Origin of the sequence: Gordonia effusa NBRC 100432, assembly GCF_000241305.1 — a bacterium.
GTDB classification, from domain to species: Bacteria; Actinomycetota; Actinomycetes; order Mycobacteriales; family Mycobacteriaceae; genus Gordonia; species Gordonia effusa.
In genome coordinates, this window is sequence record NZ_BAEH01000050.1 from 34,477 (window position 1) to 51,288 (window position 16,812).

At 63.6% G+C, this 16,812-nt stretch carries 14 protein-coding genes; 3 read left to right on the plus strand and 11 right to left on the minus strand.

From position 1 onward, the window contains the following. The first annotated feature begins 67 nt into the window (after positions 1-67). Both ypfJ and GOEFS_RS09025 read left to right on the plus strand, forming a co-directional pair. Positions 68-937, plus strand: a complete 870-nt coding sequence (ypfJ, locus tag GOEFS_RS09020) for a KPN_02809 family neutral zinc metallopeptidase (RefSeq protein WP_007317592.1) — start codon at positions 68-70, stop codon at positions 935-937. Continuing rightward, positions 938-2,572 carry a DUF885 domain-containing protein gene (locus GOEFS_RS09025; protein WP_007317593.1) on the plus strand — a complete coding sequence of 545 codons (1,635 nt, stop codon included), beginning with the start codon at positions 938-940 and terminating at the stop codon, positions 2,570-2,572. Positions 2,573-2,694: 122 nt separating this feature from the next. On the opposite strand, the gene hisS is transcribed toward GOEFS_RS09025, so the two are convergent. Continuing rightward, on the minus strand, positions 2,695-3,963 hold the full coding sequence (gene hisS / locus GOEFS_RS09030) for a histidine--tRNA ligase (protein WP_007317594.1): 1,269 nt from the start codon (positions 3,961-3,963) through the stop codon (positions 2,695-2,697). After that, positions 3,960-4,694 (minus strand): MBL fold metallo-hydrolase, encoded by a 735-nt coding sequence (locus GOEFS_RS09035; RefSeq protein ID WP_007317595.1) that lies wholly within the window; start codon positions 4,692-4,694, stop codon positions 3,960-3,962. Before GOEFS_RS09035 ends, hisS begins: the two co-directional genes overlap by 4 nt. Before the next feature lie 242 nt (positions 4,695-4,936). Here GOEFS_RS09035 and GOEFS_RS09040 point away from each other — a divergent pair, with 242 nt between their 5' ends. After that, the gene (locus tag GOEFS_RS09040; protein ID WP_050949839.1) at positions 4,937-5,947 is read left to right on the plus strand and encodes a peptidylprolyl isomerase; all 1,011 of its coding nucleotides are present in this window, start codon (positions 4,937-4,939) and stop codon (positions 5,945-5,947) included. 82 nt (positions 5,948-6,029) lie between these two features. Here GOEFS_RS09040 and GOEFS_RS09045 read toward each other — a convergent pair whose 3' ends face one another. The 9 genes from GOEFS_RS09045 to ruvC all read right to left on the minus strand — a co-directional run bounded on the left by GOEFS_RS09045 (position 6,030) and on the right by ruvC (position 16,650). After that, positions 6,030-8,399, minus strand: a complete 2,370-nt coding sequence (locus GOEFS_RS09045) for a RelA/SpoT family protein (RefSeq protein WP_007317597.1) — start codon at positions 8,397-8,399, stop codon at positions 6,030-6,032. A 46-nt stretch (positions 8,400-8,445) separates the two neighbouring features. Further along, positions 8,446-9,009, minus strand: a complete 564-nt coding sequence (locus tag GOEFS_RS09050; RefSeq protein ID WP_007317598.1) for an adenine phosphoribosyltransferase — start codon at positions 9,007-9,009, stop codon at positions 8,446-8,448. Beyond that, a complete protein-coding gene (locus GOEFS_RS09055) occupies positions 9,006-10,700 on the minus strand; it encodes an ABC transporter substrate-binding protein (RefSeq protein ID WP_007317599.1) in 1,695 nt (564 codons plus the stop codon). The genes GOEFS_RS09050 and GOEFS_RS09055 overlap by 4 nt, the downstream gene beginning before the upstream one ends. Before the next feature lie 10 nt (positions 10,701-10,710). Beyond that, positions 10,711-12,057, minus strand: coding sequence for a protein translocase subunit SecF (gene secF, locus GOEFS_RS09060; RefSeq protein WP_007317600.1), 1,347 nt, complete (start codon positions 12,055-12,057; stop codon positions 10,711-10,713). Then, positions 12,054-13,697 (minus strand): protein translocase subunit SecD, encoded by a 1,644-nt coding sequence (secD, locus tag GOEFS_RS09065; protein ID WP_007317601.1) that lies wholly within the window; start codon positions 13,695-13,697, stop codon positions 12,054-12,056. The genes secF and secD overlap by 4 nt, the downstream gene beginning before the upstream one ends. A 122-nt stretch (positions 13,698-13,819) precedes the next feature. Further along, positions 13,820-14,251, minus strand: coding sequence for a preprotein translocase subunit YajC (yajC, locus tag GOEFS_RS09070; protein WP_007317602.1), 432 nt, complete (start codon positions 14,249-14,251; stop codon positions 13,820-13,822). 121 nt (positions 14,252-14,372) lie between these two features. After that, positions 14,373-15,470, minus strand: coding sequence for a Holliday junction branch migration DNA helicase RuvB (gene ruvB, locus GOEFS_RS09075; RefSeq protein WP_007317603.1), 1,098 nt, complete (start codon positions 15,468-15,470; stop codon positions 14,373-14,375). Beyond that, positions 15,470-16,075, minus strand: a complete 606-nt coding sequence (ruvA, locus tag GOEFS_RS09080) for a Holliday junction branch migration protein RuvA (protein ID WP_007317604.1) — start codon at positions 16,073-16,075, stop codon at positions 15,470-15,472. The genes ruvB and ruvA overlap by 1 nt, the downstream gene beginning before the upstream one ends. Further along, positions 16,072-16,650, minus strand: coding sequence for a crossover junction endodeoxyribonuclease RuvC (gene ruvC / locus GOEFS_RS09085; RefSeq protein ID WP_007317605.1), 579 nt, complete (start codon positions 16,648-16,650; stop codon positions 16,072-16,074). Before ruvC ends, ruvA begins: the two co-directional genes overlap by 4 nt. Between the last annotated feature and the right edge of the window lie 162 nt (positions 16,651-16,812).

The window sequence follows — 16,812 nt, forward strand, 5'->3', positions numbered from 1 at the left end:
GCTTCCCACCGCGGCCGACCCACCAGCACTATGCTTACAACCGCTGATTCTTCGCGACAGGAGCACCATGACTTTTCAGGGCAGTGGACCGCTGGACACCAGCACCGTTTCCGGCGGTGGTGGTGGCGGGGGCGGCGGCACCCGCATCGCGTTGGGCGGTGGCGCGGGCTTGATCATTACGATTGTCGCGTTGTTATTCGGAATCAATCCGGGCGACATCACCGGCGGAAGTGGCACGGGCGCTCCGGCCGGCAACAACTCCTCTCAGTCGGCGATCGACGAACACATCCGGTCGTGCACCATCGAGAAGGCGAACACCGACGACATCTGCCGGATCACCGCGACTGTCAATAGCGTGAACAAGGTGTGGGCCGAGCAAATGCAGGGCTACAGCCCTCCGCAAACCAAAATCTTCAGCAATTCAGTCAACACCGGCTGCGGCGCGGCGTCGTCATCGACCGGCCCGTTCTACTGCCCCGCCGACCAGACCGCCTATTTCGATCCGTCATTCTTCGCGACACTCAAGCAAATGGGTGGCAGCGACGGTCCGTTGGCCCAGGAATACGTGGTCGCGCACGAGTACGGCCACCACGTCCAGAACCTCACCGGAGCGCTTCGCAAGGGCCAGCGCATGGGATCGCAAGGTCCCAAGTCGGGATCGGTACGTGTTGAGCTGCAAGCAGATTGCCTCGCCGGGGTCTGGGCCTACCACGCGGACAAAGGTCCCAATGCGATGCTCGAGCCACTCACCGACGATCAGATCGCCTCGGTCATCCAGACCGCCAAGGCAATCGGCGACGACACCATCCAGGGCGCCAATTCCAATCCGGAAGGCTGGACCCACGGCTCGGCTACTCAGCGTCAACGGTGGTTCACCATCGGCTACCAAGGCGGCGACCCATCTCGCTGCGACACCTTCGCGACCAACGACCTATAGATGACACATCCGCGCAGCGCGATTGACGCGATCGCCGACGACTACCTCGCCACGACAGCTCGTCTCGACCCGCTGTTCGCCACCGAAGCCGGCATAGCCGGATACGACCATCTGCTCACCGATTTCGGCCCGACCGCAAGCGCCGAACTGGCTGACGTGGCACGCAACGCGATCGCACAGTTGTCGGCGACCACCGTCATCGACGACGTCGATCGCGTCACCGTCGCCACCATGGTTTCGACCCTTGGGCGCCAGCTCGCACTGTTCGACGCCGGGGAATCGGTCGGCACACTCAATGTCATCGCCTCTCCCCTGCAAGCCGTGCGCGATTCGTTCGATCTCCTGCCGATAGACACCGCCGAGCAACGCGAAATATTCGTGGAGCGACTTCGAGCCATTCCAGCCTGTGTCGACAGCATCATCGACGGTCTCGACCATCGGTTCGCGACCGGACCGCCGCTCGCCCGGCGTCAAATCGGATTGGTTGCGGCGCAAAGCGATTCGGCCGCCGACGGAATCGCCGTCGCTACCCGACCGATCCTCGCCGACGATGCGCTGCGCGGTGCCGCGTCGGATGCGCTCGACGCGGCTGCCGCTGCCTTCGGCGGGCTCGGCACACGATTGCGCGCCGGACTGGAGTCCGGCGTCGATGCCGACGGCATTGGCCGGGATCGGTACCTGCTGCACCTGCCCGCCTACCTCGGAACCGACGTCGATCCGGTCGAGGCCTATCAGTTTGGGCTCGACCGACTGTCGCAGATCATTGCCGAACAGCGCGAGGTGGCCAATCAGCTTGGGGCAGAGGGTGATATCGCTGCGGCCATCGCGATTCTCAACGCGGACAAGCGCTATCAGATCGATTCCGGCGAGGAGTTCGTCGCCTGGATGCAGGAGCTGTCGGATCGGACAGTCTCGGCTCTCTCCGGAGTTCATTTCGACCTTCCGGATCGGTTGAGCCGCTTGGAATGTCGACTCGCGCCGTCGTCGACCGGTGCAATCTATTACACGCAGCCGTCGGCCGATCTGAGTCGGCCCGGCCGAATGTGGTGGTCAGTTCCGGCCGGTCAGAAGGTCTTTCACACCTGGCTCGAATCGACGACGGTCTTCCATGAGGGCGTGCCCGGCCATCACCTGCAGCTCGGTTCGGCGGTGGTCAGCGAAGAACTCAACGACTGGCGCAAATTGGCGTCGTTTACCTCGGGACATGGCGAGGGTTGGGCGCTCTACGCCGAACGACTTATGGGCGATCTGGGCTGGCTCGATGATCCGGGTGACCGGATGGGAATGCTTGACTCCCAACGACTTCGAGCGGCGCGCGTGGTGGTCGATATCGGCGTGCACTGCGGTCTTGCGGCTCCCGAGTCGGTCGGCGGCGGCACTTGGGACGCCGACAAGGCATGGGCGTTCCTCACCGATGCCGTCGCGATGGACCGTGAGGTGCTGCGCTTCGAACTCGACCGCTACCTCGGCTGGCCGGGCCAAGCACCGTCGTACGCATTGGGGCAGCGCGTCTGGGAACAGACCCGCGACGCGGCGCTGGCCGCGCATCCCGACTGGACGCTGCGCGAATTCCACACCCGCGCACTGCGTCTGGGTGGTGTGACGCTAGACGTACTGCGCGACGAGCTGGGCTAGCGCTCCCGCCCCATCCGCAAACCCGACTTGCGCGGACGTTCCCGACTCGGTTTCGGGGTCGGGTATGTCCGCGCAAGTCGGGTTTGCGAGTGGGGTCGGGTTTGCGAGTGGGGGTCGGGCCCCTACCCTTCCAGCAAGCCCTGCACCGACGCTACGACGTCGTCGAGCGAAACCTGCTGCTGCTCACCGGTTTTCAGATCTTTCACCTCAACCCGACGATCGGCCAGTTCGCGATCACCGAGCACTAACGCGAGGTGCGCGCCCGATCGGTCGGCAGCCTTCATCGCGCCTTTGAGTCCACGGTCACCGTAGGCCAGATCGACGCTGATACCGGCAGCGCGCAACTTCGCGGCGACGCCGGCCAACTCCGTCTTCGCGTCGGCGCCCATCGGGACACCGAAGACCGAACAACGCGCCGGCGACGCCTGCTCGACGCCCTCGGCCTGCAGTGCCAGGACGGTTCGATCCACACCGAGACCGAAACCGATACCCGACAAATCTTGTTTTCCGCCGATCTGACGCATCAAACCGTCGTAGCGTCCGCCACCGCCGATGCCGGACTGCGCACCCAAACCATCGTGGACGAACTCGAAGGTGGTCTTGGTGTAATAGTCGAGCCCGCGCACCAACCGCGGATTTAGCTCATACGCCACTCCGACGTTGTCGAGGAGTTTGCGCACCACCTCGAAATGCTCACGTGCCGAATCGCTGAGATAGTCGATCATCAGCGGCGCGTTGGCCGTCGCCTCTTTAATCTCGGGCCGCTTGTCGTCGAGGACCCGCAGCGGGTTGATCTCGGCACGCTTGCGCGTCGCCTCGTCCAGATCGAGCCGAAATAGGAACTCCTGCAACGCTTCCCGATATCGCGGACGCGACTCGTCGTCGCCCAGCGAGGTCAGTTCCAGCCGATAGCCCGACAATCCGAGCCGTCGATACCCCTCGTCGGCGATCGCGATGACCTCGGCGTCGAGTGCGGGATCGTCGACGCCGATCGCTTCGACGCCGACCTGTTGCAGCTGACGGTACCGACCGGCTTGCGGCCGCTCATAACGGAAAAAGGGACCGGCGTAGACGAGTTTCACCGGCAACTGGCCGCGGTCGAGGCCGTGTTGGATCACCGCGCGCATCACACCCGCGGTCCCCTCTGGCCGCAGGGTGACCGAGCGGTCACCACGGTCGGCGAAGGTGTACATCTCCTTGGACACCACGTCGGTCGACTCCCCCACGCCGCGGGCGAAAAGGCCGGTGTCCTCGAAGATCGGCAATTCGATATGCCCATAGCCGGCCAAGCTGGCCGCCTCGGTCAACGTGTCGCGTACCCGAACGAAATCCGCCGACGCCGGCGGGTAGTAGTCGGGAATACCCTTCGGCGCCTGAAACTCCGCGCTCACAGTCCGTTACGTCCCTTCTTCGGAATATTGTTGGTGGTAGCTCCCCCGGCCACCAGATCTTGCAGAAATGGATTACCCGCGCGCTCGGCGCCAATCGAGGTCTGAGGTCCATGACCGGGTAGCACCACGACGTCGTCGGGCAGTGGAAGTAGTTTGGCGGCAATGGAATCCAGCAACTGCTGATGGCTTCCGCCGGGAAGGTCGGTGCGCCCGATCGAACCGGCGAAGAGCACGTCTCCGGAGAAACACACGCGGGCCGCCGCTGGGTCAGTTCGGTCTTCGGACGGTACGTCGAGGCCGAGTAGCACCGATCCGCGAGTGTGGCCGGGCGCCAAGTCGACACTGAACCGCAGCCCGGCGACGTCGACATCCTCGCCATCGACGAACTCGATGACCTTCTCCGGTTCACGGAACACCAGCTCACCGATCAATGGCGCCAACGCGTGGCCCAATCCGATCCCCGGATTGGCCAGCATCTCCCGGTCGTCGGGATGGATATATGCGGGAATGGAGTACTTATCGCAGATGTCGGCGGCATTCCAGGTGTGATCGAGGTGTCCGTGCGTCAACAGCACGGCCACCGGGGTCAACGAATGTTCGGCCAGCATCGCGTCGACCTGCGGCGCGGCATCCTGCCCGGGATCGATGACGATAGCGTCTCCGCCTGGGGCGTCGGCGACGATATAGCAATTGGTCGAGAACATGCCGGCGGCAAATCCGGTGATCAGCACAGCATCGCTCCATTTCAGTGCCCCGCGGGAAAGTGATACTCCCATTGTCGCAGGGTGCGCGGCCGACCTTCCACATGCCCCGATCCCGCGGCGTCAACGCACCGAAGACACCCGCTGTGAGACGTTCACAGGTTCAACTGGCAGACTGGCTTCTCGACGTAGCACGGTTTTCAACTCACAGGTTTTCAGGAGGGTCCGCCAGCGTGTCCACGAATGACGACGGCCAGGAAGACAAGATCGACCTGGACAAGCCACAGGATGCGTCCGAGCCCACCTCGGCAGCACCGTCCAACGAAGAGCGCAGGCAGGCCGCCAAGGCCAAACTGGAGCAGCGCCTCGAACACGAGCACCAGCAGGCCCGCAGGCGCAAGATCATCATCGCGTCGGTGTCAACCGCTGTCGTCGTGGCGGTGGTCGCCACTGTCACTACCATCGTCGTGAAGAATATTCTCGACGACCGCGAAGCCGCCCGCTGGACCTCGTGCACATATGCCGCGGCGGAAAATCCGCTCGATAATCTGCCGAAGACGGTGCCCGCCAACGTCCCGGCCGATCAGCGTGCGAACTACCAGAAGCAGATCGACGAAGCGCAGCGGCAGGCAGCCCAGGCCCGGCCGCTCGAGCGCACCTCACCCAAGCCCGACGCCAAGCAGTTGAAGTCGGGCACCGCGGCATGGCAGCTCAACACCAGTCAGGGCCTTATCCCGATCACCCTCGACCGGGCCGGTGCGCCGTGTAATACCGACGCGATCATCGCGCTGACTCAAAACAAGGCCGCGCTGAAGTCGAATCCAAAGGTGACGTTCAATTCGTTCTTCGACCAGACGTCGTGCGGTCGCATGACGACGTCGAAGACGTTGAATGTCCTGCAATGCGGTGATCCGACCAAGATCGGTGTCGGCGGCCCGGGCTGGTCGAGCCCCGATGAGCCACCGACCGACCTGAAGCCGAGTCCGTCGCAGAACCCAATGGCCGGCGATCAGAACGTCATCTACCCGCGCGGCACCGTGGCGGTCTACAACCGGAACAACCCGCAGTCGGGTTCGGCGAACACCGGCGGCAGCCAGTTCTTCATCGTCATCAGCGATAGCCAGTTGCCGGCCAACTACTCGGTGATCGGCAAGGTCGACGACGCCGGACTTAAGGTGCTGGACAAGGTTTCCAAGGCCGGCGTCGTCCCGACGTCGCCGGACCAGCCGGGTGAAGGCGCCCCCAAGCTGCCGGTCGACATCAAGACCGCGACGATCAGCTAGGTCTGCTGCTGGAAATGTCCCCGTGGTGGGCGCAGGCGCTATATCGCCGTCTGCGCCCACCACGGGGACATTTCCAGTGACGCTACGCCGCTGACGTCACCCGATAGACGTCGTAGACACCCTCGACGTTGCGCACCACATTGAGCACGTGACCCAGGTGCTTCGGATCGCCCATCTCGAAGGTGAACTTACTGACGGCGACCCGATCGCGGCTCGTGGTCACCGATGCCGAGAGAATATTCACCCGCTCGTCGGCGAGTACTTTGGTCACATCGGACAGCAGCCGATGCCGATCAAGTGCTTCGACCTGAATCGCCACCAGAAACACCGACGACGGCGATGGCGCCCAGGCGACGTCGATCAATCGCTCCGATTGTCCTTGCAGCGAACCAGCATTCGTGCAATCGGTCCGGTGCACGCTCACGCCGCCGCCGCGCGTGATGAATCCGAGAATCTCGTCGCCGGGCACCGGGGTACAGCATTTGGCGAGTTTGATCAACACATTGTCGACGCCCTCGACCACGACACCGGCGTCGCCTCCCTGCCGTGGGCGCGATGGCATATTCGACGGCGTTGACCGCTCGGCGATTTCGTCGGCGGCTTCGTCAATACCGCCGAGCAAAGCGACCAGCCGCGAGACTACATGCTTGGCCGACACCTGATTCTCGCCGACCGCCGAGTACAGCGCACTCACATCGACATAGCGCAATTCGTTGGCGACAGTTGCCATCGAATCGGCACTCATCAAGCGCTGCAACGGAAGTCCGCCGCGACGTACCTCTTTCGCGATGGCGTCCTTGCCAGTCTCCAGCGCTTCTTCGCGCCGTTCCTTAGCGAACCACTGCCGGATCTTCGCCTTGGCGCGGGGCGACACCACGAAACCCTGCCAGTCCTTCGACGGCCCGGCGTTGGGCGCCTTCGACGTGAAGACCTCGACCACTTCACCGTTGTCGAGGGTGCGCTCCAGCGCCACCAGCCGCCCGTTGACGCGGGCGCCGATACACCGGTGCCCGACTTCGGTGTGCACGGCGTAGGCGAAGTCGACCGGCGTCGAACCCGCCGGCAGAGTGATCACATCGCCCTTGGGGGTGAACACGAAAATCTCTTTGACGGCGAGGTCGTAACGCAGAGACTCGAGGAATTCGCCCGGGTCGGCGGCTTCACGCTGCCAGTCGAGTAGTTGACGCATCCACGCCATGTCATCGATCTCGGCCGACTCGGCGCGCTTGGCGCCCTTGCCTTTCGACTTATAACCGCTCTCCTTATACCGCCAGTGGGCGGCGATACCGAACTCCGCGGTGCGGTGCATATCGCGCGTACGGATCTGCACTTCCAGCGGTTTGCCCTCGGGGCCGATCACGGTCGTGTGCAGCGACTGGTAGACGCCATAGCGTGGTTGCGCGATGTAATCCTTGAATCGGCCGGCCATCGGCTGCCACAGCGAATGCACCACGCCGACGGCGGCGTAACAGTCACGCACCTCGTCGCACAGAATGCGCATGCCGACGAGGTCATGGATATCGTCGAACTCACGACCTTTGACGATCATCTTCTGATAGATCGACCAATAGTGTTTCGGCCGTCCCTCGACGGTCGCAGTGATCCGTGAACCGCTCAGGGCGTTGTTGATATCGGCGCGCACCCGGGCGAGATAAGTGTCGCGCGACGGCGCCCGATCGGCGACCAGACGCACGATCTCCTCGTAGCGCTTGGGATGCAAAATGGCGAACGCGAGATCTTCGAGTTCCCACTTAACCGTGGCCATGCCGAGCCGATGAGCAAGGGGCGCAATGACTTCCAGCGTTTCACGGGCCTTACGCGCCTGCTTCTCCGGCGGCAGGAATCGCATTGTGCGCATGTTGTGCAGCCGGTCGGCGACCTTGATGACCAATACGCGGGGGTCGCGCGCCATCGCGATGACCATCTTGCGGATGGTCTCGGCTTCGGCGGCACTGCCCAATGCCACCTTGTCGAGTTTGGTCACACCGTCGACGAGATGAGCGACCTCCGGCCCGAAATCTGATTCGAGTTCGTCCAGGCCGTAGCCGGTGTCTTCGACGGTGTCGTGCAGTAGTGCGGCGACCAATGTCGTGGTGTCCATGCCGAGGTCGGCGAGGATGGTGGCCACCGCGAGCGGATGCGTGATGTACGGGTCGCCGGACTTCCGGAATTGCCCCTGATGCCGCTCGTCCGCGACGTCATAAGCCTGTTCGAGCAGTGCGGTGTTGGCCTTGGGATAGATCTCCCGATGCAGCGTGACCAGCGGTTCGAGCACCGGCCGCACCGTCGAGCGGGTGGCCGTCATCCGGCGGGCAAGCCGAGCGCGCACCCGGCGCGACGTCGAGGTGGTTGCCGCGATTTGCGCGCCCGCCCCGGTCGTGACCGCGGGTTCGGTCGGCGCGGCGCCCGATTTATCGGTGCGCGCCGAGGAGACATCCGACGTGTCAGTCACGATGAACCTCCTCAGTGATAGCGAACCAAGTTTAGTCTCGCATAGTTCAGTCAGTCGTAAGGGCGTGGACCACGGTCGCTTCGCCCAGTTCACGTCCCACCGCGGCGCGCCCGCCGAGACCCACCAGTTCCATGATGACCGCGATCGATGACACTGTCGCGCCGGCTCCGATGAGCAGCTGTGCAGCGGCTACAACGGTTCCGCCGGTGGCGAGTACGTCGTCGACCAGCAACAGCCGACGTCCTTCCAACGCGATCGCGCTGGCAGGTATTTCCAACGCGGCGGTGCCATATTCCAGGTCATAGGTCCGTGCATGAACCGGCGGCGGCAGCTTGCCCGCCTTACGCACCGCAAGCACGCCGACACCCAGTTCCCGCGCGACGGCCCCGCCGAGCAGGAAGCCACGTGCGTCGATGCCGGCGACCAAATCGATCTCGCCGCAGCCATGCGTCAACGCGGTCACCACCGCCGCAAGCCCGGCGGGATCTGCCAGCACCGGCGTCAGATCCTTGAAATCGACGCCCGGCTTGGGAAAGTCCGGCACCAGCCGAGTGTGCGTATCGATTGCCGCGCGCGCCGCTGCCAGTGAGTCGGTCGTCGCGTCGGTCATTGCTTGCTCACTTTCCAGCGGTCCATATTCCAGCCGGTTCCGCTACGCGCGGCACTCGGTACGACGCTACCGACCGACGGCGCCAATCCCTGCTGACGCGGCGTCGCGAATAACGGGATCGATGCCATCTCGCGCCACGCCGCCGTCTCGATGGAGCGTGCCAGCCGCAACCTGTCTTCGGCATTCACGGTGACCGCGAGCTGGTCGATCGCCGCGCTGGTCGGCGGGTCGCGGAAATCACCGATATTCAGCGGATCGCCGCCGCGCAATTGATAGCTAGTTCGGGCGGAATCGTTGGCACCGGCCGCGGCGAAACTAACACCGCTCGTGAGAACTAGCCCGTCGACGGTTCGGCCGAGGTCGCCCACCGTCGTTGTCGGCGACGCGGTGTCGGTCACGGTAATCCCAGCCTGTTTACATGATTCCGCGATCGCGGCGACCATCGCCTTATTCCGGCTGTCGCGCCCGCGATATGCCAGTCGGATCTTCAGCGGTCGTTGCGCGGCGAGTTGCCGCGTTCGCGGCAGGTCGGCGCGCTGATACCGCTTGCCGAACTCGCCGTTGATCGCCGAACCGAGCGTGTCCGCCGGTGACAGGAACCGCAAATTCCATAGCTGCGCACTGGCACCGAATCTGCGCGTGAGGTCGTCGCGGGGCACACATGACGCAAATGCGTGTCGCGCAACGGCATTCGCGAACACTCCACTGGTACTCAGGACGATTTCGTCGACTCCCAACGCACGGCGGGGATCAGCGACCTTCACATTCGCGGGCCGCAATTGATCGGCTACCGGTTTGCCATCGCGCTCGGCGAGAGTCCCATCGGCGATGTCGACGACGTCGAACCCGCCCGGAAAATTTTCCGGTGATGATGTACTCCACACGACGACCCGGTCGGTGCTCGCCGGATCACCCCACCATTTCTCGTTGCGGGTGAGGACCAAACCTCCCTCGCTGGTGAATGAATCGACCTTGTACGGCCCCGACGACACCAGCAGTTTGGGATCTACCGCCCCGGGACGCAATGTAAACCCGGTGTTCCAGGCCTTCGCGAGTTTCGCAATGACATCGCGATTGTTGGACTGTATCGGCTTGACGACATCGGCGACGCCAGCTTGACGCGCGACGACATGACTCGGCATCAATGTGCCTGCGCCGAATAACCCAAGCCAGTCGCGGTAATCGCGGCCTTTGGCGAAGGTGACCGTCGCGGTGCGAGCGCCCGCGGTGCAGTCGACGTTGGCGATATCGCGGTACCCGGCGGTCGTGGCCGGCGCGAAGTCGCTAAATCGTCCGCTCTGCGCCGCCCAGGACAACAGCAGGTCGTCGCAGGTGATCGCATCCCCGTCGGAGAAGACCGCCTTGGGATTGAAGTCGTAGCGCACGGTCAGTGACGGCCCCGGTACGACACTCGCGGTACCGATGTCGTGGTCGGGAATGACCTGACCGGATGCCCCCAGAAAACTGAAGCCAGGAAGCACCCGCGCGAACGCCATCAACACGCCGTCGGCGTTGCCGGACACCGTATTCGGGTTATAGGTACTGATCCGAGCATCGACGAGGTAGTTAATCGTCGGCGGTGTGTCATCACCGCACGCGGTCACCAGACCCAGGCCGGCGACCACGCTCGCCGCGAAGGTCGCGGCGCGCAACGCACGACGACCGCGTCGGCCTTTTGAAATGCTGTGCACGTCAGTGAGGTTAACGTGCCCGACGACGTTTTCCGGCCGGACTCGCGGCGCTGCCCGACTTGCGAGCCGCAGAACGGTCACCCGACACAACCGCAGCGGCGGCCACCGGCTCGCCGGAGTCGATGCGCGCACGCCGCTCGAGTACTCGCCGAGTGTGCTTACCGATGTCGTCGCGACGCTCCTTCAACGTCACCAGCAACGGTGCCGCGAGGAAGATCGAGGAGTAGGCACCAACCACGACGCCGACCAACTGAATCAGCGCCAGGTCTTTCAACGTGCCGACGCCCAGCATCCAGACCGCGATCACCATCAGCGCAATAATCGGCAGCACCGAGATAACCGTGGTGTTGATCGAACGCATCAACGTCTGGTTGACGGCGAGGTTGGCCTGTTCAGCGTAGGTACGTCGGGTCGTCGACAACACCGATCGAGTGTTCTCGGCGACCTTGTCGAATACCACGACGGTGTCGTACAACGAGAAGCCCAGAATGGTCAGCAGACCGATGACGGTCGCCGGGGTAACTTCCCAACCGACAAGCGAGTACACACCGGCGGTACAGACGATGTCGAAGAACAATGACACCAACGCGGCGATCGACATCTCACGGTCGAACCGCACGGCGATGTACACCGTGACCACCAGCAGGAAGACCGCCAAGGCGATCAACATCTTCTCGGTGATCTCCCGGCCCCAGGTGGAACTGACATCCGACACCGAAATTTCGGCTCGGGTCAGTTCCGGGCCGAATTTGGCTGCCAAGGCATTTTCGATGTTGCGGTTCTCATCGGGCGACAATGTCTCGGTGCGCACGACAATGGTCTGGCTAGCGCCGGTTCCGGCGGTCTGCACCGACTCGGGTGACTCACCGAGCGCCGTGGAGAACACTTCGGATACCGACTCGGTGGTCACCGCCGACGACGACGGAACTGAGATTTGGGTGCCACCCTCGAAGTCGATACCGAAGGTGAACTGTCGCGTCGCGATGGACAGGATCGAAATCGCGATGATGACCGCGGTGACGATGTACCACATCTTCCGCTTGCCAACGACCTCGAACGCGCCGGTACCGGTGTACAACCGGGACAGGAATGAGCGACGCTCGTCGGCGACGTAATCCGCGTCGGGTGCCGACGTCGCGGGTGATACCTCGGCGTCGGACAGCTCCGACGTCGCGTCAACCGAGGGATTCTCGACAGCCGTTTCGGTGCCCGCCTCACCCGCGGCGGCCTCAAGGGGCTGACGTGCGCGGCGGCCGGTCTTCTTGATCGGAACCCGCGGCGGGGGGTTCTTACCCTTGCCGCCCGCGCGACCGGTCAGGCTGTCGTTGGATTCAAATCCCTTGCTGGAGAAACTCATCGCTTCGCCCCCTCGTTCTGCGCCGCGGCGTTCTGATCGGCGGCGTGCCGCGCGACTGCCTTGCGACGCGCCTCACGTCGAGAGCGGGCCACTTCGCTGACCGCGCCCAGACCGTTGACACTCGGACGTGACAGGAATTCCGAACGGGTCGCCAGGACCACGAGCGGATGGGTGACCAGGAAGACGATCACAACGTCGAGGATCGTAGTGAGGCCGAGCGTGAACGCGAAGCCTCGGACCTCTCCGACGGCCAGCGCGTAGATGACCACGGCGGCGATCAAACTGACGGCGTTACCCGTCCACACGGTTCGGCGGGCGCTGACCCAACCGCGCGGCACCGATGATCTGAATGTGCGACCGTCGCGTATCTCGTCCTTGATGCGTTCGAAGTACACAACGAAGGAGTCTGCGGTCATACCGATACCGATGATCAGACCGGCGATGCCGGCAAGGTCAAGGGTGAATCCGATCCACCGACCGAGCAGCACGATGATGCCGTAGACCATCGCGCCGGCCAGAATCAACGACGCGATACTCAAGAAACCGAGCATGCGGTAATAGGCCAACGCGTAGATCGCGACGGCGATCAAACCAACCAGGCCAGCGATGAGACCGGCTTTCAGCGAAGCCAATCCCAGTGTCGCGGAAACACTTTCGGTGTCAGACGACTTGAACGACAACGGCAGCGAACCGTATTTGAGAATATTCGCGAGGTCGTCGGCTTCGGTCTGCGTGAAGTTGCCCGAGATCTCAGTACTCGGCGTGGTGATGGCACCGTTAATCTGTGGCGCCGACACCACCCGCGAATCGAGGGTGAACGCTGTCTGCTTGCCGGTGTTCTGACCGGTGTACTTGGGCCAGAAATCCCGAGCGGCGCCCTTGAACTCGACGTTGACTACCCAGCGACCAGACTGTGATGACAACACCGACGACGCCGTCTTCACGTCACGACCGTCGATTATCTGCGGCCCGAGCAGATAGACCTCTTTGCCGTCTTGGGAACAGGAGACCAGATACTGATCAGAGAGGTCGTTACCCAGAAGCGGATCGCTGGAGTCCGTTGAGCAGTCGACCTTAGTCATCTGCGCTCGCAGTTCGGCCAGTCGCGCCTCTGTGGCGTTCGCCGGAGCCTGTCGCAACTTCCGCTGCTCGGCGATCTGGCGTGCCGTCTCCTCGGATACCGATGTATCGGTGTTCTTGGGGGCGGGCGGCTTTGCCTTCTGCGGCGTCGCCGGGACAGAGCCCTCTACCGGCCGGACATAGAGCCGCGCGGTCTGACCGAGCGTTTGTGCCTGTCTGCCGTCTTCCCCGGGAACCGTGATGATCAGATTGTCACCATTGATGACGACCTCGGACCCAGCGACACCACGCGCGTTGACACGGGTCTCGATGATCTGTTTTGCCTGATCAAGCTGCTCCTTGGTCGGCTTCTTGCCGTCCTCGGTCCGCGCGGTCAGCGTGACTCGGGTGCCGCCCTGCAGGTCGATGCCAAGTTTCGGCTCGAACGACCCGCCGCCGGTAAACGCGATCAGACCGTAAACCACGGCCAATAGAACGAAGAAGGCGAGCAGCGGTTGCCACGGTGGAACTTCGCGGCCCGGCGCGGACCGCTTTGCCGTTGCCCGGCGGGGAGTAGTCACGGTTGTTCAGGTCTCCTCGGTACGGACAGCATCGCTAGGGGCGTCCGATTTTGTGCCGATAGTCGCAGGTCAGCGACTATCCGGTGACGCCGGTTGGCGCCAGGGTAGTCAATACCGACCAATCACTTCTCGTCGGCTGGCTTGTCCGTCGTGTCTTTCTCGAGCGACGGCACGTCCGACGACCCATCCTCGGGAGCGTCTTTGATCAGGCTCGGACCGTCGACTGCGGTGTCCTCATCTGCCTCGTCGTCGTTTTCATCGAGCAAAGCGCCCGGATAGGTGGCGGCAGCGTCCTCGGTGAGCACGACCTCGCGAATGGCCAGCTTGTTCCAGCGGGTCACGACGCCGGGAGCGATCTCCACGTCGACACTGTCACTGTTGGTATCGATCACGGTGCCGTACAGACCCGAAGTGAGCTGGACACGAGCGCCGGTGGTCGCCGAACTCTGCATCTCCTGGACCTCGGCCATGCGCTTCTTCTGCTTACGAATGCTGAGGTACATGAACCCGCCCAGCAGTACGAGCAGAATCGGGAAGAGTAGTTCCGAACCCATGATGTTCTAATCAGTCCTCAAGCAGTTGGAGTCAGGGCATACGACAACGACATGCGTTGTGCACGGACTCCAGTGTGCCATGACGGGCACCGATGATGTCGCATGCGCCCTGTCAGGCGTACTACACGTCGTCGTCGAATAGCGTGGTCGTCTGGTCTTCGCGGCTCCGCACGCCCCAGCTGGCGTTCAGCGCGCCGGCCGGCGGCGTCAACCCCAGATGATGCCAGGCCGCCGCCGTAGCGACCCGACCGCGAGGTGTTCGAGCCATCATGCCCGCGCGGACGAGAAATGGTTCACACACCTCTTCGACGGTCGCCGGTTCCTCGCCGACCGCGACCGCCAGCGTCGACACACCGACCGGTCCCCCGCCGAATCCGCGCACCAGCGAACCCAATACCGCCCGGTCTAGCCGATCGAGCCCGAGTTCGTCGACGTCGTAGACCTGCAGTGCGGCCTGTGCGATCGCGACGGTAATAATGCCGTCGGCACGTACCTCAGCGAAGTCGCGCACTCGACGCAGCAGCCGGTTGGCGATGCGCGGCGTGCCACGCGAGCGGCTGGCGATCTCCGCCGCCGACACCGCGTCGATCTCAATACCGAGAATCCGTGCCGAGCGGGTAAGGACCTGAACCAATTCCGACGTCTCGTAGAACTCCATATGCGCGGTGAAACCGAAGCGATCCCTCAGCGGGCCGGTCAACGAGCCGGACCGTGTTGTGGCTCCTACCAGCGTGAATGGCGCGACGTCGAGCGGAATGGAGGTAGCCCCCGGCCCCTTTCCGACCACAACGTCGACGCGGAAATCTTCCATCGCGAGATACAGCATCTCTTCGGCGGGTCGCGCGATCCGATGAATCTCGTCGATGAACAGCACGTCGCCCTCGATGAGGTTCGAGAGCATCGCGGCCAGGTCACCCGCCCGCTCAAGCGCGGGGCCGGAGGTGACGCGGATGGCGGAGCCCATCTCACTGGCGATGATCATTGCCAGTGACGTCTTGCCAAGGCCCGGTGGACCCGATAGCAGGATGTGGTCCGGGGTGCCTCCGCGCCCCTTCGCGCCATGCAGAACCAGTTCGAGCTGTTCGCGCACCTTAGGCTGACCGATGAAATCCGAGAGCGATCTCGGGCGCAGGTTAGCGTCGAGATCACCATCGGAGTTGACTCGACCCGCATTAACCGTGCGATCTGACCAGGTGTCGTCGTCAGGTGCGACGTCCATCAGCGACTACTCCCCTTACCCAGCATTGACAGTCCCGCCCGTAAGGCGAGCGCGGAGTCGGCCTCCGGCGTTTCGGCCAGCACGGCCGCGACGGCCTTCTCTGCCGATGCGAGCGGAAAGCCAAGTCCCACAAGCGCTTCGGTGACCTGCTCGGCCACCGATCCAACTGGGGTGGCGATCGATCCGGGCAGCCCGGACGATGCCACGGCGGCCACTTTGTCGCGTAATTCGACGACCAGCCGCTCAGCCACCCGTTTACCGATACCCGGCACCGTGGTCAACGCCTTCACATCCGACTCGGACAGCGCCCGGCGCAATGCTTCCGGTTCCAGGACCGCCAGAGTCGCCATCGCCAACCTCGGCCCGACGCCCGTCACCGTCTGCAACAGCCCGAATAGATCGCGCGACTCGGGATCGGTGAAGCCGTACAGCGTCATCGAATCCTCGCGCACGATCATCGCGGTCAGTAGGGTCACCTCCGCGCCACGATGTACCGACGACAGCGTCGGCGGGGTCACCAGCACCCGGTATCCGACACCGGCGCAGTCGACGACGACGTGGTCGAGCGCGACGTCCATGACCGGACCTCTCACTGCCGCAATCACTTTCGTACCTCCTGAGCCGCTGCACGCGCCTGCGCGATGCGTTGTTGGTGATGACGTTGAGCCGCTTTCGCTCGACGTTCGGCCTCAGCCATCCGTTCCAGCATGGGCCCGCGCCAGCAGTGGGTGATCGCCAGCGCAAGCGCGTCAGCGGCATCGGCTGGCCGCGGCCTGGTCTGCATCCCGAGAATTCGCGTCACCATCGAGGTCACCTGCGCCTTGTCCGCCCTACCCGAACCGGTCACCGCGGCCTTGACCTCCGACGGAGTGTGGAATCGAACCGGGATCTCGTTCTGCGCCGCCGCGAGTGCGACGACTCCCGCGGCTTGCGCGGTCCCCATCGCGGTCGACACCTGGTTCTGCGCGAACACCCGCTCGACCGCGACGACGTCGGGGTGATGCGTATTGATCCAGTGAACCGCCGCGGTATGTACCGCCAGCAGCCGGTCCGCGAGATCCATATCCGATGGCGTGCGCACCACATCGACGTCGAGCGCGACAACCGATCGTCCCGCACCCGACTCGACGAGAGCGATACCGCACCTGGTTAGGCCGGGATCAACACCCATGACCCGCACACCACACCTCCGACGACTCCAAAGCGAACAGCTGTTCGAGAGTCTAGCGGGTGGGTGCGACAGCGACCGGCAGCAACACGCACTGCATATCCGGACGCACCCAAATCTGCCGACGCAAGGACAATCTGCCGTCGCGACGGCAGATTGTCCAAGATTGAGTAG